The 17417-nt window shown below is 37.7% G+C and carries 19 protein-coding genes; 10 read left to right on the forward strand and 9 right to left on the reverse strand.

What is annotated here, in order from left to right:
• The first annotated feature begins 370 nt into the window (after positions 1 to 370).
• The 3 genes from LJC66_RS16130 (at position 371) to LJC66_RS16140 (ending at position 2184) form a co-directional block, all read left to right on the forward strand.
• Entirely contained in the window at positions 371 to 646 is a 276-nt protein-coding gene (locus LJC66_RS16130; protein ID WP_013057736.1) for an AbrB/MazE/SpoVT family DNA-binding domain-containing protein, read from the forward strand.
• Positions 647 to 766: 120 nt separating this feature from the next.
• Complete coding sequence (locus LJC66_RS16135; RefSeq protein WP_230933018.1) at positions 767 to 1228, forward strand: DinB family protein; 462 nt, start codon at positions 767 to 769, stop codon at positions 1226 to 1228.
• 188 nt (positions 1229 to 1416) lie between these two features.
• Complete coding sequence (locus tag LJC66_RS16140) at positions 1417 to 2184, forward strand: class I SAM-dependent methyltransferase (protein WP_195696582.1); 768 nt, start codon at positions 1417 to 1419, stop codon at positions 2182 to 2184.
• A gap of 15 nt (positions 2185 to 2199) precedes the next feature.
• Here the strand turns inward: LJC66_RS16140 and LJC66_RS16145 are convergent, their stop codons facing one another.
• Positions 2200 to 2880: an FHA domain-containing protein gene (locus LJC66_RS16145; RefSeq protein ID WP_230933019.1), complete on the reverse strand. Its 681-nt coding sequence runs from the start codon at positions 2878 to 2880 to the stop codon at positions 2200 to 2202.
• 288 nt (positions 2881 to 3168) lie between these two features.
• Here LJC66_RS16145 and LJC66_RS16150 point away from each other — a divergent pair, with 288 nt between their 5' ends.
• Entirely contained in the window at positions 3169 to 3333 is a 165-nt protein-coding gene (locus LJC66_RS16150; RefSeq protein WP_155727968.1) for a hypothetical protein, read from the forward strand.
• Positions 3334 to 3391: 58 nt separating this feature from the next.
• On the opposite strand, the gene cobT is transcribed toward LJC66_RS16150, so the two are convergent.
• Positions 3392 to 4429, reverse strand: a complete 1038-nt coding sequence (cobT, locus tag LJC66_RS16155; protein ID WP_230933020.1) for a nicotinate-nucleotide--dimethylbenzimidazole phosphoribosyltransferase — start codon at positions 4427 to 4429, stop codon at positions 3392 to 3394.
• A gap of 162 nt (positions 4430 to 4591) precedes the next feature.
• Here cobT and LJC66_RS16160 point away from each other — a divergent pair, with 162 nt between their 5' ends.
• On the forward strand, positions 4592 to 5458 hold the full coding sequence (locus tag LJC66_RS16160; protein WP_153254895.1) for a YitT family protein: 867 nt from the start codon (positions 4592 to 4594) through the stop codon (positions 5456 to 5458).
• 66 nt (positions 5459 to 5524) lie between these two features.
• Positions 5525 to 5881 carry a hypothetical protein gene (locus LJC66_RS16165; RefSeq protein WP_230933021.1) on the forward strand — a complete coding sequence of 119 codons (357 nt, stop codon included), beginning with the start codon at positions 5525 to 5527 and terminating at the stop codon, positions 5879 to 5881.
• 327 nt (positions 5882 to 6208) lie between these two features.
• Here LJC66_RS16165 and LJC66_RS16170 read toward each other — a convergent pair whose 3' ends face one another.
• Together LJC66_RS16170 and LJC66_RS16175 are read right to left on the reverse strand one after the other, a co-directional pair.
• Positions 6209 to 6655, reverse strand: a complete 447-nt coding sequence (locus LJC66_RS16170; RefSeq protein WP_195696578.1) for a GNAT family N-acetyltransferase — start codon at positions 6653 to 6655, stop codon at positions 6209 to 6211.
• 185 nt (positions 6656 to 6840) lie between these two features.
• Complete coding sequence (locus LJC66_RS16175; protein ID WP_230933022.1) at positions 6841 to 8010, reverse strand: MFS transporter; 1170 nt, start codon at positions 8008 to 8010, stop codon at positions 6841 to 6843.
• Positions 8011 to 8368: 358 nt separating this feature from the next.
• Here LJC66_RS16175 and LJC66_RS16180 point away from each other — a divergent pair, with 358 nt between their 5' ends.
• Positions 8369 to 8932 (forward strand): YitT family protein, encoded by a 564-nt coding sequence (locus LJC66_RS16180; RefSeq protein WP_230933023.1) that lies wholly within the window; start codon positions 8369 to 8371, stop codon positions 8930 to 8932.
• A gap of 27 nt (positions 8933 to 8959) precedes the next feature.
• On the opposite strand, the gene LJC66_RS16185 is transcribed toward LJC66_RS16180, so the two are convergent.
• Positions 8960 to 9844: a diacylglycerol/lipid kinase family protein gene (locus tag LJC66_RS16185; protein WP_230933024.1), complete on the reverse strand. Its 885-nt coding sequence runs from the start codon at positions 9842 to 9844 to the stop codon at positions 8960 to 8962.
• Between the two features lie 188 nt (positions 9845 to 10032).
• Between LJC66_RS16185 and LJC66_RS16190 the strand changes: the two genes are divergently transcribed.
• On the forward strand, positions 10033 to 10497 hold the full coding sequence (locus LJC66_RS16190) for a DUF4306 domain-containing protein (protein ID WP_223260182.1): 465 nt from the start codon (positions 10033 to 10035) through the stop codon (positions 10495 to 10497).
• A 55-nt stretch (positions 10498 to 10552) separates the two neighbouring features.
• Here LJC66_RS16190 and LJC66_RS16195 read toward each other — a convergent pair whose 3' ends face one another.
• A complete protein-coding gene (locus LJC66_RS16195) occupies positions 10553 to 11656 on the reverse strand; it encodes a citrate synthase/methylcitrate synthase (RefSeq protein WP_195696575.1) in 1104 nt (367 codons plus the stop codon).
• A 409-nt stretch (positions 11657 to 12065) separates the two neighbouring features.
• Between LJC66_RS16195 and LJC66_RS16200 the strand changes: the two genes are divergently transcribed.
• Positions 12066 to 12980, forward strand: coding sequence for a LysR family transcriptional regulator (locus LJC66_RS16200; RefSeq protein ID WP_195696574.1), 915 nt, complete (start codon positions 12066 to 12068; stop codon positions 12978 to 12980).
• Positions 12981 to 13093: 113 nt separating this feature from the next.
• Here the strand turns inward: LJC66_RS16200 and LJC66_RS16205 are convergent, their stop codons facing one another.
• Positions 13094 to 14011, reverse strand: coding sequence for a DMT family transporter (locus tag LJC66_RS16205; RefSeq protein WP_050689866.1), 918 nt, complete (start codon positions 14009 to 14011; stop codon positions 13094 to 13096).
• Between the two features lie 144 nt (positions 14012 to 14155).
• Between LJC66_RS16205 and pdxR the strand changes: the two genes are divergently transcribed.
• Positions 14156 to 15589: a MocR-like pyridoxine biosynthesis transcription factor PdxR gene (gene pdxR, locus LJC66_RS16210; protein WP_195696573.1), complete on the forward strand. Its 1434-nt coding sequence runs from the start codon at positions 14156 to 14158 to the stop codon at positions 15587 to 15589.
• A gap of 85 nt (positions 15590 to 15674) precedes the next feature.
• On the opposite strand, the gene LJC66_RS16215 is transcribed toward pdxR, so the two are convergent.
• A complete protein-coding gene (locus LJC66_RS16215; RefSeq protein ID WP_047932508.1) occupies positions 15675 to 16499 on the reverse strand; it encodes an STAS domain-containing protein in 825 nt (274 codons plus the stop codon).
• Complete coding sequence (locus LJC66_RS16220) at positions 16486 to 17151, reverse strand: cobalamin B12-binding domain-containing protein (RefSeq protein ID WP_050689869.1); 666 nt, start codon at positions 17149 to 17151, stop codon at positions 16486 to 16488. Before LJC66_RS16220 ends, LJC66_RS16215 begins: the two co-directional genes overlap by 14 nt.
• Positions 17152 to 17417 lie beyond the last annotated feature (266 nt).

The following is a 17417-nucleotide window of genomic DNA, read 5'->3' on the forward strand; positions in this document are numbered from 1 at the left end:
ACGTAATCATTACGATTTAAATGTTTTGAGCAAGTCACTTCTCTAATCTAATCATATTCTCTTCATTCTTTCAACTTATTTGCTTCCACACTCACATGTAGCCTCCCCGCAGGCTGCTGCATAAACATAAATAAAATTGTATGTCAAATGTAATTAATTCCTGCATCTCCTATATCATACAAAGAGCCCTACATATTCCATATTGTAGGAGGATTTGTATTTACAGATAATATTTCAATAATATTACAGTTCATTTACATATTAATAACTTCGACAAATTTAGCGGTTATCTAGTATATAATCATCTTAGAAATTCCAAAAATAATATTTTGCGTACTCAATAAAATATAAAAGTAAAGGTGATTAAAAAATGAAATCGACTGGTATTGTAAGAAAAGTAGATGATTTAGGTCGTATCGTAATTCCTAAAGAGTTAAGACGTGTTCTTGAAATAGATGTAAAAGATCCTGTTGAAATTTTTGTCGAAACAGATCGAATTATTTTAAAGAAATATGAGCCGAACGGTGCTTGTGCGATTACTGGCGAAGTATCTTCTGATAACGTAACAATCGCAGATGGCAAATTAACTTTAAGCCGCGAAGGTATGGAGTTATTGCTTGAAGAGTTAAAACAACGTAATTTCTAATAATAAGAAAAGCAGCTGCTACTATGCAGCTGTTTTTCTTATTGATAAAGTTTTTTCTTCGCTTTCTGATTTTCAAATGCTATACTCAGAAGCGAATACATAATAAAGGAGCCTTTTATCATGACAGTCGAACAAATGACTCATCACTTTTTAGCACATCGAAACGTAACTAATGAATTAATCAACAAAATTGAAGCAGGTCACTACGAATACAAGCCTGCCCCGACATCTATGTCCGCTTTTGACTTATCTACCCATATTTTAACATCCGTTTATGCATTTGCATCAGTGGTAAAATCCGGTGATTTATCTCCACTTGGTCAAAAAGCTGATTTTGGCGGTAAGTCATTATCGGACCTTGCAGCTGAATATACGCAAAAAACAGTAGACGTATTACGTTCACTTAGCGAAGATGATTTAAACAAAACAATTGACGCCACTGCAGCGTTTGGAAAAAAGCTTCCCGGAAGACAACTTTTACAAATGGCCATTGACCATGAAATTCATCATAAAGGAAATTTATACGTCTACGTACGTGAGATGGGTCATACAGATCTTCCTCTATTTGTTCAGTTCGGTTAATGGTTAGAAAATAGTTCGTGCTTGTAAGCGCCCAAGCTAGAAGTTTGGTGCGCTTTTTCTTTGCAGTTTTCGGCATAATAAGTGAGATATATGGTATAATTCTATCAATAACTTCATATCTACTATTCAAAGCTTGTTTCTTCTTATAAAACGATAGTCATCATCTTTTACAAAGGAGGAATCACTTCATGAGTCAAACTGTTAACCAACAAAAAATTGCTCAAGTGTATCATCTTCCGTTTGTTTCTTCATTTGGAGGAAGTGCTATGAACCTTCTTTCTCCTCAAGCTGGCGAACATATTTTAGATATTGGCTGTGGCACTGGCGAATTTATTTCGCAGCTCAATAAGCTTCATGTCCGTGCAACGGGCATCGATTGCTCTGAAAATATGATTGAACAGGCTCGTCATCAGTACCCAACTCTATCCTTTGAACAGTTAAATGCCCTTAACCTTCCTTATTACGAACAATTTGACGCAGTTTTTTCCAATGCAACTTTACACGACATCCGTCCCCCTCACCTTGTCATTAAAAACATTTACAATGCTTTAAAACCAAATGGCCGATTTGTAGCAGAATTTTGGGGAAAAGGAAACATGGACGAAATTTTCACAGAAATCATTCGTCACTTTAAAACGTTTGATATCCCTTATAACGATGTAGATTTCCCATGGTACTTTCCTTCTGTAGCTGAATATTCTTCTCTTTTGGAATCACAGAATTTTCAAGTCACCACAGCCATTCACTACAGCCGTCCCTTCTTGTTAAAAGGGGAAAACGGCTTGCGTAATTGGTTAGAAACAAATGCAGCCCCTCTTTTTGCTCACGTGACGACAGAAACTAAAAATGTCCTCATTACGCGCTTAGAAAATCGAATGCAAGATAAACTATTTCAAAATGGATCTTGGCTGGCAGAAGCTAAACATATACGTGTACATGCTGTAAAACGAGATTAAAAAATGGACGTGATTCTATTCACGTCCATTTTCGTTAAAGTGCAGCCAATATCCTTTTCCTCGAATCACTTCGATTTCTAAATATGTTCCAATTTTTTTGCGAACCCGGTAAATCAGCGCATTCAGCTCTTCCGCTGCTACTAGAATTTCTCCATTTGACTCTACTCGTTCAGGCCAAACGCTTTTTTTTAATGCCTCTTTTGAAACAAATTGATTGTTGTATTCTAGAAGATAAGCTAAGCACGCGTATTCTTTATCTGACAGAATATACGTTTCCTCTTTTACTTTTACTTTCTGCAAAATTGGATCTAATGTGTAAAATGGCTTATTTATTTGTTTTAGCAAAGGTCCTAAATCGAGGGTTGCATCCATATCATCATTTCTAAATACTAAAGATGCTTCCTCATTTGCTAAGGTAATGACATCCTGCTCTTTCAATAAACGAGGGGTTCCAGGCTGTAACTCTTCTCCGTTTACTTTTGTCCCGTGTTTACTAAACAAGTCTGTAATGAAAAATGTATTGCTTTCGTACGTTACTTCAAAATGCTTGCGTGAAATGTAAGCACTCTGAAAGGCCAGATAAGGCTCCCATTCTTCACCGCTTCGTCCGATAATACAGGCTTTATCTTTTGGAATAGGCACGGAAGCTCCTTCATAAAAAGGAGCACCGTTCCGAATAATCAACATACCGTTCATTGTTTGCTCACACTCTTTTTTAAAATTTTCTGACTCTTATCATGTAATTATAACACTCACATTTATTGAGATTTCTTCCAACTTTGGATAACATCATAGTATAGTCAGTTATATGATAAAGGTTGTTGCCATGTAAGTAAACCTTTAGAGCAGTCCTTTTCTAACTGAAAAAATACGTATTCTTTACCCTGCTGTAACGGTGATACAATTTTTTTGTAAAATAATTTGATTTTTAGTAACTTTGACATATGTTCTCTCTTTTTAAAGCGGAGTAAAATAGGAAAATACGTGAAATATTTACATAATGGAGGAAGACCAATGGGACGTTTGCCAAAAGATAGAGAAATTCAAGCGATTAAACGACGCGTTGCACTGGTATTGTTAATTATTGGATCATTTATTTTAACAGGTGCTAGCTTTAGCATTTATTGGTTTATGATGTTAAAAATATAAGGTTTTTTTATAAAATAAAGAAAAAAGACATGGTTTTGTTTCCATGTCTTTTTTAGGTTTATTCTTTCTCAGACACTCCTGCAGATTGAAACGTGGCCATATTGGCAATCATCAGTGAAGCCGAGTGCAGCAGCGGAAATGTAACAGCAGCTCCACTTCCCTCGCCTAACCGAAGATTGAGATTGAGGAGCGGTTTCTTGCCAAGAAGCTTCATTGCACACGCATGACCTTGTTCAACAGATTCGTGACTAGCAAACATGTAGTCTCTTGCTTGTGTATTGATTTCTGTCGCTAGAAGGGCTGCAACTGTACAAATAAAACCATCTACTAAAATAGGAATACGGTGAGCAGCTGCCGCCAGCATAGCACCTGTCATCCCGGCAATTTCAAGACCCCCTATTTTACTGATAATATCAATCGGATCCTGAGGGTTGATGTGCCTGTTTTGCAGCGCTTCTTCAATCACGTTGACTTTATGGCGTAGCTGTTCGTCAGAAATCCCCGTGCCCATTCCTGCAAGCTTAGAGACTTTTTCTCCTGTCAATACAGCTAAAATAGCCGTGCTTGACGTAGTATTTCCGATGCCCATTTCTCCTACAATCAAACATTTAATTCCTTGGGCAATAAGCTCTTCAGCTTCTTCATATCCGACTTGAACAGCCAATTCTGCCTCACTGCGCGTCATCGCATCTTCTTTATAAAAACTTGCTGTGCCCCGCTTCACTTTGCGTTGTACAAGGTCCTTATGAGAAAGATCAGAAGCAATGCCGATGTCAATCAGTTTGAACTGTGCATCTATTTGCTGACTAAACACGTTAATAGCTGCTCCTCCCTGCAAAAAATTCAGCGCCATTTGTGCCGTTACGTCTTGCGGATAAGCTGAAACTCCTTCTTTTACAATCCCATGATCGCCTGCAAAAACGAGGACTCCTGGGGGTGTGACCGTCGGAAAAACTTCCCCGGTCATGGCCGCTAATTCAACTGCTATTTCTTCGAGTCTTCCAAGGCTTCCTATCGGCTTGGTTAATGTATCAATATAGCGTGCCGCTTTTTCGCCAGCGCTTGTTTGAAGCGCTGGAATATAAACGTTTATCATATGTACAGCTCCTTTATTTCAGCAAATGTCTACCGTTTAATTTAACAGGATTTTATTTATTCTGGCTAGTATTTTTTAAAATAGATAATTGGATAGAGTTCCCAAGACTTAGTTATACTAGTAAGAGTTGCGTATAGGCAGTATTTTGAAAGGAAAGATTTTATGACAACGAAACAGCACAAAAAGGAAAAGGCAGGTCGGCTCATTTATCGCTACATTATGATGTTAATTGGAGCTTCCTTGGCTGCCGTTTCTATCGAATTATTTTTAGTCCCAAATTCCGTAATTGATGGCGGTATTATCGGTATTTCTCTAATTTTAGTTTACTTAACGAAATTGCCGTTCAGTCTTCTTATCATCATCTTTAATCTCCCTTTTTTATATAGTGGGTACAAACAAATTGGTCGTAACTTCTGCTTCTCATCTATGTTTGCAGTCGTTGCTTTATCCATTGTAGAATCTCAATTGCACCATGTTCCAGCTGTAACATCTGAACCGCTTCTTGCTACTGTATTTGGCGGGCTGCTGTTAGGAGCAGGTGTAGGAACGGTCATTCGTCACGGCGGAGCGTTAGACGGAACTGAGATTTTAGGTATTTTATTAACAAAAAAAATCCCGTTTTCTGTGGGCGAATTTGTGATGTTTTTAAATATCTTCATTTTTGCTTGGGCAGGGTTTGTGCTAGGTTGGGAACAGGCCATGTACTCGATCCTTACGTACTATATTGCTTCTAAAACAATCGATGCGATTATTCAGGGTCTTGATGAAACAAAAGCAGCTTTTATAGTTTCAGATCACTATGAAGAGCTATCAGACGCTATTACGCATCGTCTAGGACGCGGCGTTACAAAGCTTTACGGTAAAGGCGGATTTGAAGGTACAGAAAAAGAAGTCATATACGTAGTTGTGACGCGTTTGGAAATTACCAAGCTTAAAACCATTATTTCCGAAATAGACCCACATGCATTTACAACCATTATGGATACCCAAGAAGCGCAGGGCGGCAAATTCAAATCAGCCATCCACTAACTATACATAAGCGTGGATTTCCCTGAGCATGCTAATAGCTTACTACCCGTAAAGGAGCTCACCACAATGAAAGAACAAATGTCCAACTTATTTCACCAATTAAAACAGTCGGTTTCCGATGTATCTGATAAGTTATATGACAAAGTACATACGCTGCAATCATCACCGGGAGTGAGTGCGTTTGAACTGTATGAATGGATTAAAGAAAACCCAAGCACAAGTGTACAAAAGCAAACGCTGCTCGGGATTTCGTACTCTTTCTATACACTCTACGCAGACGGCGTTTTTTTCTATATGGAAACGAAATATGATTATTTACTTTACATGACTATTTATAGTCCAACACGTCATTATTTCACCTATCATTCTTACAGAGATTCTTTATCAACCGTGACTCCCTTGACGTTTCCTATTACTAAATAATAAAAAGCTCCTCAATCGAGGAGCTTTCTTTATATGGTTATCTTCCTTTTCGGACTTTAAAGATAAACAGCGCAAGTAAAAAACCGCTCGTCGCAGTTACTATTTTCCACGCGTTTAAGATTGGATTTTTTTTCAAGGTCCTGCTCCTTCCTTGCGGCTATACTAAAAATAGGATGCCGCCTTTCAAACAGCTAGTCCAACTTCCCCCTACTATTGATACGATCATCTAACATATAGCCCACCGACATTTTCATCAATTTCACTTTTCATACTATAACATATTTTTGCCATTTAGTAGAAGTCTTAAAAGTAAAAGCTGCACTTCTCTTAAAAAAAACGGTATTGAACCCCTGCATTTTCTTTACCGTTCATTTTTTGATAAAGGTTTTGAGCCACTTTATTTTCACTGCTGCACTCAGCGGTCATACCTGCAAACTCATACTTTTGAGAATAGGCCAGACAGATTTTAAACAAACGTTCACCGATTTTATTTCCTCTGTTTAAAGGAGATACGTACAAGTCTTTTAAGATGGCTACTTCTTTAAAATAATAGGTGCTCCACGATACGTAAACCGTCGCAAAACCTACTAGTTTCCCTTCCAATTCAGCAACAAACTGGATACCATAGGAAGGATTATTCAATAAGCGCTTAATATGTAAAGTTAAAGCTTTCCGGGAAGGGGCAGGCTGCTCACAAAATTTCACTATATATTCTTGCATTAACGTAGCCAGTCGCTCTCGATCAGTTTCAACCGCCTGTCGAATGACAACCATTTAATCACTCCTTTTAGCTCAACGCTCTTAACATAATTCGATAGCCATACTTTTTTTCCTTTCGTTTTCGTGAAAAGCTCCCTACTTTTACACAAGGGATATTTAAAGCAAACAACCGTATACGGCGTATGGTTGAGGAGAGAAAATACGATGTTTTAAAAAAAGGTTGCAAATAGCAACCTTTTTTAGTTAGCAAGCGCATAATTTCGTAAGAATAAACCTACACAGCCGCTGATTACAATCAGTCCTCCTGCTGTTAGAAACGCCGCCGTCACATTTAGCGAAGCAACAGCTCCAAGCAGCAGCACCGAAAGCCCAAACGTCACATATGAAACGCTCAGCGTAGCGGAAAGTACCTTAGAAAGCTTTTCTAAAGGAACGGCCGTTTGTGTAAGCGTGTAAGAACACGTAGCGCTTATTTGAAGGGCAATGCCAATAGCAAAACTAAGTAAAAGTGAAAGAAAAGGAGCAGACATCACTCCGAACAATAATGTAAAGAAACCTGATAAAAGACTGCCTAGTGTTACGATATGATAAAGACTTTTCTCTTGTTCAACTGAAATCTTCAACAAAACGAAACCTCCAAGAACCGTTCCAACAAAAAAACTGCTGTTGATATATCCCCACCAAGCTTCATTTTTATTTAATATCTCTTTCACAAACACGTAGACAATTGCTGATGCCCAAACGCCGGCAGCCATCCCCTCTAAAACCTCCATGACTAATAAAACCCGCAGGCGCGGATAATGCCAAATTAGCTTCCATCCCTCTTTTAACCCTTGTTTTTGCTTCGTTTTAGAAGAATGAGCGTTAATGCGAATGGCCTGCATAAATACGATTGACAAACTGAATAATGAAAATGACAGCCATAAAAGGCTAGTAGCATCCCAGCTAATGATCAGAAAGCTTCCAAGCGGATAGGCTGCAATTTGAATCGTTTGATCCGTGACATTAAACATACTGTTCCATTTTAACAGCTTTTCTTTATCTACTAAGTGAGGAAGCATAGAGCTTTGAACAGGAGCTGCCCACCCATCGAAAAAAGCAATAAACGCCACGCAGCACAGCATGCTGATAAGCGACATATGCCACAAGAAAAACATAGATAAAACACTGGTTTTTAACAGCTGAGACACCACAAGAATACGCTTAGCCCTGTAGCGATCTATAAGAAAAGGCACAGTAAAACTGCTCAAAAACTTAGCAGTCGTAATGGTAAACGGAATGCATGAAAGCAGCACAGGAGAACTATTTTGAGCATAAAGAATGCTGATTAACGCAACAATATATAATACATCTGCTAAATTGGCTTGGCTTTGACCAAACCATAAAAAAAGTACGGAACGATTTTTCACGACAATCCCTCTTTCTTTTTAGTATGACTGAAAAGAAAGAGAATCCTACACGTAATCAACTCCTCTATATAGCGGCTTGCTTTTACCCACTTATTACAATCGTATGCTTTTTACAAAACACAACTTTTATATATATTAAAAAATACAAACAGTTAAACAGTATCGTAAAAAATCAAGAAATTGTCGTGAAAACGAAGTTAGATTAACTATAGAATATCAGAGTTATAGAATCAATACTTTTTACATAATTTTCTTTTTTTCTTCTTTACTTCTAAATAACCTAAGCTTGCCATATACATAGATGGACGAGTACTCCTATTAAAATTTAACGTATAGGGTGAGGAATATTTTTTCGAGAGTGGTTTCGATTTGCTGTGGCAGCTTATTAATTGGACTAGGGCTAAACGGATTTATTGCTCCTTATCACTTACTAGACGGTGGACTTATAGGATTTGGGCTTATCGTATATTATGTGTTTGGAACTCCTATCGGACTGTCCATTTTCTTTTTGAACGTACCTGTCTATTTATATGCTTTTTTTCGTCATCGTCAAAACTTTTTTTATGGAAGTATAGGTTTAGTTGTTTCTTTTTTTATGACAGAATGGCTGTCTATTCTCGAAGGTACGCTGGAGCTTCCTTTGCTTTTTAGCTCATTGCTTGGAGGCGCACTCGTAGGAATGGGAATAGGACTGATGCTTCGCTACGGCATCAGTTCGGATGGGCTTGATTTAATTGCCATTATTGTATCGAAAAAATGGAAAATCAATATTGGAATAACCATTTTCATCTTAGACAGTACGATTATGATAGTGGGCTTACATATTATCGGATTTACTGCTTTTTGCTACTCCATGCTTGTTGTTACGATGAGCAGCATAATGATTATGCTCTTTACTTCTCCACGATGGCTCTCTTCATAAAAAAACGCTGGAAGTTCCAGCGTTTTTTTATCTGTTTCCGACTATCATATTTATGTGATTGTGGAGAACCGTAATCGTTGAAGGTGTTGTCGTTTCTTTTTCTCCATCACAATCTACCGTTTTTTCAGGAGTAGTTTCAATATGGACTTCTTTTGCACGAAAATGCATAAGGTTGCTTTCGGGGTTAAGCTGTTCTTCATCAGGGTTTGTTTGTAACCATGCCATAACAGGCTCGATTCCCATTTCTTTAATAACGAATACGTCTAATAATCCGTCTTGAAATGAGCTGTTTCCTAGCATAGCGCGAGTTCCTCCTAAAAAAGGACCGTTTCCAATTAACACCATAACAGCTTCTCCTTCATAGGAAGCTTTTTCGCTCGTCATTTTTAATTGAAAAGGCTCTGCTTGATTTAAAGTTCTACCTACGCTCATGTAGTAAGAGAGCTTACCAAATTTCTCTTTATTTTCTTCCAAAATATTTTCAGATACATCAGCTACGAGGCCGATTCCCCAAAAGTTTAAAAAATAATCTTCGCCATGTTTTCCAACATCTACTGCTTCCGTCTGCTTTTCAATAATTTGCTCCACTGCTTTTAAAGGATTTTGATTCATTCCAATTGCACGCGAAAAGTCGTTGCACGTTCCACCAGGTAAAATAGCAAATACAGGACGTTGCTGCAGCGGAGCAAGAGCATTGATAAGTTCATAAATTGTCCCGTCTCCTCCTGCTCCAATAATGACATCCGCTTTGCCTTCCAATTTTCTTACCAGATCGGCACCATCTCCAGGTTGCTCTGTTTTATATAAAGTAACCGTCTCAAATGCAGTGTTTAACCGATCACATATAAAGTCAATTTCATTTACTAATTTTTTGTTTCCTGCGTTTGGATTCAAAATCACTGCTGCCTTCATCTTTCTCTCTCCTCTATTCATATCTTCCGTTTCACCTTTTTTCCCTTTCTAAAAAAAAAACAAACCTTTTCAAATATGAACGTTTTATGAAACCATTCCAATAGTACTTTTTTTACTTTCAAAACCTGCTATAATAATTTTCGGACTTGTATTAACAAAAGATGGTTATTGAGAGGAGCTTTCTATACGTGTCAATAAAATGCATGACGCAGCTATTTGCAAGTTGTTTTGTTTTTTTACTTTCCTCAGTCGCTACTTGGTATAACGGCTCTTCGATGCTTGAAGGACCTTTATCAGCTAGTTTGACCGGAGGGCTAACAAAGTCCTCGGCGGTTCATCACTATTCTCACATCGATTATTTGTTATATACAATTAAATTCCATCCTCAGTTTCCAATTATGATGATGGTGAGCGGGATTTATTTGATTGTATTACTATCTATTATTGGCTTCAAAAAGCGGTATGGATTGATTAGCTCCTGCTGTTTATGTATCACAGCTCTCTTATGCTACAGCAGCTATAAACTTTCACATACCCCTACAGAAGGTGAGCACGCCATGATTACCTCTAGCTTAGCTGCAGCAAGTTTATGCTTAGCAGTCGGATTATTCTATTTATTAAAGCGATTTTATTCTCAAAAAGAATATATTTAACCATATGAAAAAAACGTCGGATCTACCGACGTTTTTTATGTGAAACCGAGTTTATTTATTGATTTTGTTCAACTGGCGTATAACCTGTATACGCAGACTGAGGTCGGTAAATACGATTATTTTCTGACTGCTCTACGACATGAGCTGTCCAGCCAACTAAACGGCTTGCTGTGAAGGTTGGTGTGAATAGTTCAGACGGAAGCTCAACCGCTTTCATAACCGCTGCAGCGAAATATTCTACATTGGTATAAATGCCTCGACCCGGCTTGTATTCATTGAGTAATTCAATGGTTTTATCTTCAATCTTAACAATTAAATCAAATAACCCGTTGTCTCCTGAGATTTGTTTCGATACTTCTTTTAATGCTTCTGCTCTTGGATCATGTGTACGATAAACGCGATGACCAAATCCCATGATTTTCTCTTTATTATCTAACTTTTTACGAACCCAAGGCTCAATATTCTCTTCACTTCCAATTTCATCAAACATGGTAATAACACCAGAAGGAGCTCCTCCATGAAGAGGACCTTTCATCGCGCCAATTGCTCCGCAAATAGCTGAAACCATGTCAGATTCGGTAGATGAAATAACGCGTGATGAGAAGGTTGAGGCGTTCATTCCATGCTCAATTGTCAAAACAAAATATGCGTTCAGCGCAGTAACCAAACTTTGATTTGGAATTTCTCCGTTAATCATGTATAAATAGTTTGCTACATGATCTAAATGCTCGTTAGGCTCTACTACTTCTAAATCATTCATTTTACGATACCAATACGCAATAATGGTAGGTGTTACCGCTGTAATCGCAAGCGCCTGCTCTTTTGTCGGAGGCCAGCTGTATGAAGGGTCTCCTAAAGCTGAAATACATGTGCGAAGCGCGCTCATCACTTCTGTATCTTTTGGCAAACAGTCCATTAACGCAACAATATTAGCTGGAAGCGTACGATGAGTCACCATTTTTTGTTTAAATGCTTTTAACTCATCATGATTTGGCAACGTGCCGTTCCAAATTAAATAAGAAACTTCTTCAAAAGAATAATTGATTGCCAAATCTTTTGCCCAATATCCGCGATAAATCAGCTGACCTTTCTCTCCATCAACATGCCCTACTTTTGTTTCAGCTGCAACGATTCCTTCTAATCCTTTAACGTATGTCATCTCAACCACTCCCCCAATTATTTTTAACAAACCGGCCCTTTTTTCTATGTACGGCTCGTTTGCAGAATGAATAGACTCACCTTAGTGGTGCACTATACCATTTTATTCCTCTTTCTTAATTGTCAGAACAGTATACAAAATGAACATTTCAACACGTGTTATTTCTGCGCTCGCGGCTTTGTTTTACGGGAGGAAAAAATATTTTTCTAGGATTTTCTTCGAGGGCGCTTTTTTGTTAACGCTTACAAACATGCGGGTTTCTAACGTATTTAGAGGAATTTGATGTACTATTTTTAGATGAATCACTATTCATTTCCTTATGTAAGAGTTTACATTTATTTGAATCATAAGTAAAATAGATAAATAGAATAAATAGTATGAAAACTAAGAATACTAGTGAGGAGAATTTATGGATATTCGAGAACTGCAACATTTCATGGAAGTAGTTAATCAAAAAAGTTTCACGAAAGCAGCAGCTACAATTCACTTGTCTCAGCCAGCATTAAGTAAAATTGTAAAAAAACTAGAAGAAGAACTCGGCGTAGATCTTTTTGATCGCTCTACTCGAAAGCTGACGTTAACCGATGCAGGACAGATTGTGTATGGGCAAAGCCAAAAGCTGGTATCCACTCTTCACGAGCTGCATGCTCTGTTAGATGATTTACGAAATCTGCCTACAGGAGATATTAAAGTAGGAATTCCTCCTTTAGTAGGGACTGTTGTTTTCCCGATGATTGCAAAAAACTTTACAGCAAAACATCCTCAGGTGAAATTAGAGCTTGTGGAGCTTGGTGCAAAGCGAATTGTCGAACTTGTAGAAAACGAACAAGTAGACCTTGGCATTATCGTGTTGCCTATTCAAAACCCTCTTTTTCACGTCTATCCGTTTATTGAAGAAGAGTTTAATTTATACATTCATCATGAGCATCCGCTGGCAGCTAAATCAATTGTTGCTTTGAGCGAGCTTAGAGAAGAGCCGTTTGTTCTGTTCAGCAAAGATTTCTCTCTTCATGATCGCATTATTCATGAGTGCATTCAAGCGGGTTTTCATCCAAAAATAGCGTACGAAAGTTCTCAATGGGATTTAATTATTGAACTAGTTGCTTCTGAATTAGGTATTGCTATTTTACCAAAGTCCGTGTTTCCGAAAATCAATAATCCCTTTATTAAAAGTATTCCAATTGCCGCACCTACTCCAATGTGGGAGCTCGGCATTATTTTGAAAAAAGATCGCTATATGTCATATGCTACACGAGAACTTTTGTCCTTTCTCGTCGACCAAGATATCATTTTACCATCTCATACGATGTCAGCAAACTCTTAACAAAAAAGCCTCTTCTTTCATTAGGAAGAGGCTTTTAGTCATCTTATATATCTTTCTTCAATCTTTTTTGTCTTGCGATCAACTAAAAACAAGTCAGCAAATGGCGACTTGCTTTACAGCTGCTTTTTGAATAGCACACCTTTTTTAAAATGTACTCCCAAAGCTTCACGATTGGCCATAAACACTCCTATTAAAATAAGAAGGCCTCCGCCAATAATAGAAGGCGTGATAGCTTCATTTAAGACTACATAGCCGATTAACACTGCGATCAAAGGAGATACATACAACCAAGTAGATGGAAAAACCGGATTTGTTTGGGCGATTAGCCAATAATATAAGCCGTGGCCAGCAATTGAACCAACAAAAATTAAATATACAATAGACCATACTGCGTTCCAAGGCATAATAGTTGAAACATGGATCTGCTCTGTACACAAAGATAGCACCAGTAGAAATATTCCCCCGTAAAACATTTGGATACCGTTAATTAAAAACGGTGACACTTCTTTTAGTTCATTTAATAAAGCTTTCGAATAATTGCTGCCTATGCCGTAAAATACCTCTCCTACTATGATAATAATACACCCTAACGTCCACGAATAAGACATAGTGGCTGTCACATTGGGAAGTGAAATGCAAATAACACCGGTAAAAGCCAGAAGCAAAGCGAATAACTGCTCTTTTTTTAATTCCATTTTTCTTTGCATCACTTGAATAAGCAATATCATCATTGGCCCAGTAGCAGATAAAACAGCTGCAAGACCCGATGTCACATGTTGTTCTGCCCAATAGAGCGTTGAAAATGTCATAAAGGTCAAACAAAACCCTACCATCATCACTTTTTTTGAAAATAATAACGAGCGTCGAACGTCTTTTTTATATGCAAAGTACGAGATTACTAAGATTCCTGCTAAAAGAAAGCGAGTTCCAGCTGAGAAAAGTGGAGGCATTCCTGCTTCAATCCCTAATTTAATAGTTAAAAATGTCGTGCCGAAAATAAAACAGATAAGTACGTAATTAATAATAATCATATATCTTCCTCCTTTAAATATGCCACGAGTATAAAAGAAAGGAAGTATAACAGTAAAACCTTGACTATAACAGTTGCTGTTTTTCCAGTTGCGCCCATGCTTATTTTGAGGTTAACTAAAGAAAAAGAATAGTTAGGTGACACAATGAGATTTAATGTACATAAAAAATCTTCTACCCCCATTTATCAGCAAATCTATGAACAGATTCGTTATCGCATCCAAACGAGCATGATAAAACCTGGTGATCAGCTCCCTTCTTTACGCAAGCTATCACAAGAGTTAGAAATAAGCTTATTAACGGTACGAAAAGCGTATCAGCTCTTACAAAAATCAGGATTAATCGTAATACAGTCAGGAAAAGGAGCTTTTGTTAAAGGGGTTACTAAACGTTCTTCCAAGGTATTAAATAATTTTTCATGGCAAGATGAATTAAACGTAAATATCACGCGCTCTCAGTATAGCTTAAATCGTGATCGTAAATATTATGATTTCTCTCAGGCTATTCTTTACCCTCGTCTCCTTCCTAATCAGTTTTTAGCGCAAGAAATGCAAAGTCTGTTACGTACCAATGAGCTTGTTTTAGCCACATACGGTCCAATTCAAGGAGACCGGGAGCTTCGCATAGAGTTTTCTTCTTATTTACAGAGAGAGCAAGGAATAAAAGCTGATCCTCATGAAATTATAATTACAAGTGGCGCTCAGCAAGGTATTGATTTAATTGCTCAAACGCTTTTAAAGCCAGGGGATACGGTTATAGTAGAGAGTCCATGCTACGGAGCTGCAATTGATGTCTTCACCAATAAAGGTGTCAACGTCATTTCAATTGAACTAGATGAAGAAGGAATACAATCTGATTTAGTAGAAGAATGCTGCCAAAAAATAAAGCCTTCGCTTTTGTACGTGAACCCTTCTTTTCAAAACCCTACAGGTATACTAATGAGCAGACAGCGCCGCAAAGAACTAGTTGATTTGGCCGAATTGTATCACTTTTTTATTGTTGAAGATGACTCGTTTGGAGAGATTTATTTCGATGATATATCGGTGCCTCCACCGATCAAAACGTTTGATAAAAATGGGCATGTTTTGTTCTTGAAGGGGTTTAGTAAAACGTTGGCTCCAGGACTTCGAATTGGATTACTTTATGCACAAGGTTCTGTATTTGATTGGCTATATGCGGTTAAAGCACTGATGGATATTGGTAGTCCCTTGCTAACTCAAAAAGCCGTGCTAGCTTTTTTACGGACTGAGCGAATGAAACATCACATGGAAAAACTGAGGACCGCTTTGCAGCTGAGAAGAGATCATGCAAGCGACCTGCTTTCGCCTCTTTCCGAATCCGTTCAATTCCAAGTTCCTAAAGGAGGATTCAACTTATGGTTAAAACTGCCTCAAAAAATAAACACATTTGGGTTATTAAAAAAAGCCCAGGAGCACAATATCTGCTTTTTACCTGGTGAAGCTTGTTTTGTTCACAAACCGCTTCATGCTTACATTCGAATAAGCTATTCCCTCCTTAGTGATACTGATTTGAACACGGGACTTCAACGTCTTAACACCATTCTTTCAGCTGAAATATAAAAAGATTCTTTAATAGATGTTTAATTATAAGAAAAGAAGTGTATACAGAAAGAGGAGAAGAATAACTTTCTTCTCCTCCACTCTTTTAACTCACATTTTTATTCACAGCAATAATTTCACTCAAGTTATTCATATAAATAATTTGGTCACCAAACGTTCTATTTTTCAGAGCAGCCGTATGGTGCGGCTTCATGCCAATAATATAGCATGTGATACCCATGAGATAGAAGGACTGCATAAAGCCTGCAAAAGCTTGAATTCCTTCGGTCGTTAATATATCTAGTCCCCCAAAGTCAAATAGAAGCGTGGTGTAATTTCCTTCATGCGCAAAGTTTTGCAAAATGGACGTATTTTCAGCTACAAGATCTGTATCTAAGTCTCCAAAAAGAGGTATAAGTCCTACTTTAGAGGATAACTTAATAAAAGAAGCGGACAGTTGCTTAATTTTTTGTAACGATTTTTCAAGACGTTCTTTTTGTTCAAGCAGTTCAAAATCTGTATCTGCTAATCGTTTCCGATGGTCTTGAACAAGACTCGTTAGCTCTTGTATACGTTCATCTTGGCGAATACAAACTAAATGACCTATATCGCTATCCCATTGAATTAAGCATTCAAACAGTGAATAAGGCGAATCATTGGTTTGCATCACGAGCTCTACTTTCTGAATAGCCTGGCCTCGGCTTTGGACAAGCGTTTGCTCATCGTGGGGTTCGTCTACAGACAATTCTCGAGAATCTTTTTGGCGCAAGCTTAAAAACTTTCTCGCCTTTTCTTGACTAAATACGTCTACAAGATCTAAAAAATTAGCTGAAGGCTTAAATAAATGACCTGATTGCTGCGACCATTCCAAAATATTAAATTCAGTATCCACTAAAAAGTAAGGAATTGGAACATATTCAAGCATCGACATTAACTTCCACTCCTTTGTGATAACTGAGTAACCAGTTATTTAGTTGGTGAAGATCCGGAATTAGGCGTGTATGCTCAGAACAGTAAGAACGGAAATCAATTTGAGAAACTAAGCGCCCTCCTACCATTACTGTTGGTCTTGGTTCTAATTTGTCCAAAGTTTTGGTGTATTCAGCAAGCCTCTCAATATGATAGGGGATGCTGACGGATAATCCTACCATGTGAGGCTTCCATTCTATAGCCATTTTCTCAGCGTATTCCAGAGGTAGATTGGCCCCTAAAAAGCGAGTATTCCAACCGTGTTCCTCAAACAATAAAGCCACCATCTTTAAACCAATGAAGTGCTGTTCTTGTTCCAAGCATAGAAGCAGTGCCCTTGGAGCGGTGTCTGAAGCGTGTCCCTGAATTTTTTTATAAAAGCGATAGCGAGTTAGCACATAATCACATGTCGTAGTTGCAACATGCTCATCAGCTACAGAAATGATATTTTCTTCCCACATATCTCCAGTTACTCGCATTGCGGTTGTAATTAAATTTTCATAAATATCTAGGCTGTTCTTTCCCTGTTGGATTTCTTCTAGCACAACTTCCCAAGCGCTGTCTTGATCACCAGCTAATAAATAGCCTACAAATTTTTGTACTTGAGATTTCATTGTTTCACCTCAGTAAACGTAAAGCTTTTAAGAAACTTGAATAAAAGCTTCTCGTCTCTCTTTTTCAAGATCGCCTAAAATGTATACCACTTTTAGACTAACACATGTTGCTAATAGCAACAACCTAAAAATAGAATAATAACTTTTTATTTTACTACACTCAGTAAAACATGACTAGTATTTCTCTAAATATTCTCCTTTCCCTTTCATTTACGAAAAACACCTCGGCATCTTGTACCGAAGTGTTTTTCAAGTTGTTATCATTT

The organism is Priestia sp. TSO9 (genome assembly GCF_021029645.1).
Lineage (GTDB): Bacteria > Bacillota > Bacilli > Bacillales > Bacillaceae_H > Priestia > Priestia megaterium_E.

What these genes read in the sequence shown, in the direction of transcription:
- LJC66_RS16130 (WP_013057736.1), top strand. Translation starts at nt 371, where the DNA reads ATGAAATCGACTGGTATTGTAAGAAAAGTAGATGATTTAGGTCGTATC.
- LJC66_RS16135 (WP_230933018.1), top strand. Translation starts at nt 767, where the DNA reads ATGACAGTCGAACAAATGACTCATCACTTTTTAGCACATCGAAACGTA.
- LJC66_RS16140 (WP_195696582.1), top strand. Translation starts at nt 1,417, where the DNA reads ATGAGTCAAACTGTTAACCAACAAAAAATTGCTCAAGTGTATCATCTT.
- LJC66_RS16145 (WP_230933019.1), bottom strand. Translation starts at nt 2,880, where the DNA reads ATGAACGGTATGTTGATTATTCGGAACGGTGCTCCTTTTTATGAAGGA.
- cobT (WP_230933020.1), bottom strand. Translation starts at nt 4,429, where the DNA reads ATGATAAACGTTTATATTCCAGCGCTTCAAACAAGCGCTGGCGAAAAA.
- LJC66_RS16160 (WP_153254895.1), top strand. Translation starts at nt 4,592, where the DNA reads ATGACAACGAAACAGCACAAAAAGGAAAAGGCAGGTCGGCTCATTTAT.
- LJC66_RS16165 (WP_230933021.1), top strand. Translation starts at nt 5,525, where the DNA reads ATGAAAGAACAAATGTCCAACTTATTTCACCAATTAAAACAGTCGGTT.
- LJC66_RS16170 (WP_195696578.1), bottom strand. Translation starts at nt 6,655, where the DNA reads ATGGTTGTCATTCGACAGGCGGTTGAAACTGATCGAGAGCGACTGGCT.
- LJC66_RS16185 (WP_230933024.1), bottom strand. Translation starts at nt 9,844, where the DNA reads ATGAAGGCAGCAGTGATTTTGAATCCAAACGCAGGAAACAAAAAATTA.
- LJC66_RS16195 (WP_195696575.1), bottom strand. Translation starts at nt 11,656, where the DNA reads ATGACATACGTTAAAGGATTAGAAGGAATCGTTGCAGCTGAAACAAAA.
- LJC66_RS16200 (WP_195696574.1), top strand. Translation starts at nt 12,066, where the DNA reads ATGGATATTCGAGAACTGCAACATTTCATGGAAGTAGTTAATCAAAAA.
- LJC66_RS16205 (WP_050689866.1), bottom strand. Translation starts at nt 14,011, where the DNA reads ATGATTATTATTAATTACGTACTTATCTGTTTTATTTTCGGCACGACA.
- pdxR (WP_195696573.1), top strand. Translation starts at nt 14,156, where the DNA reads ATGAGATTTAATGTACATAAAAAATCTTCTACCCCCATTTATCAGCAA.
- LJC66_RS16215 (WP_047932508.1), bottom strand. Translation starts at nt 16,499, where the DNA reads ATGTCGATGCTTGAATATGTTCCAATTCCTTACTTTTTAGTGGATACT.
- LJC66_RS16220 (WP_050689869.1), bottom strand. Translation starts at nt 17,151, where the DNA reads ATGAAATCTCAAGTACAAAAATTTGTAGGCTATTTATTAGCTGGTGAT.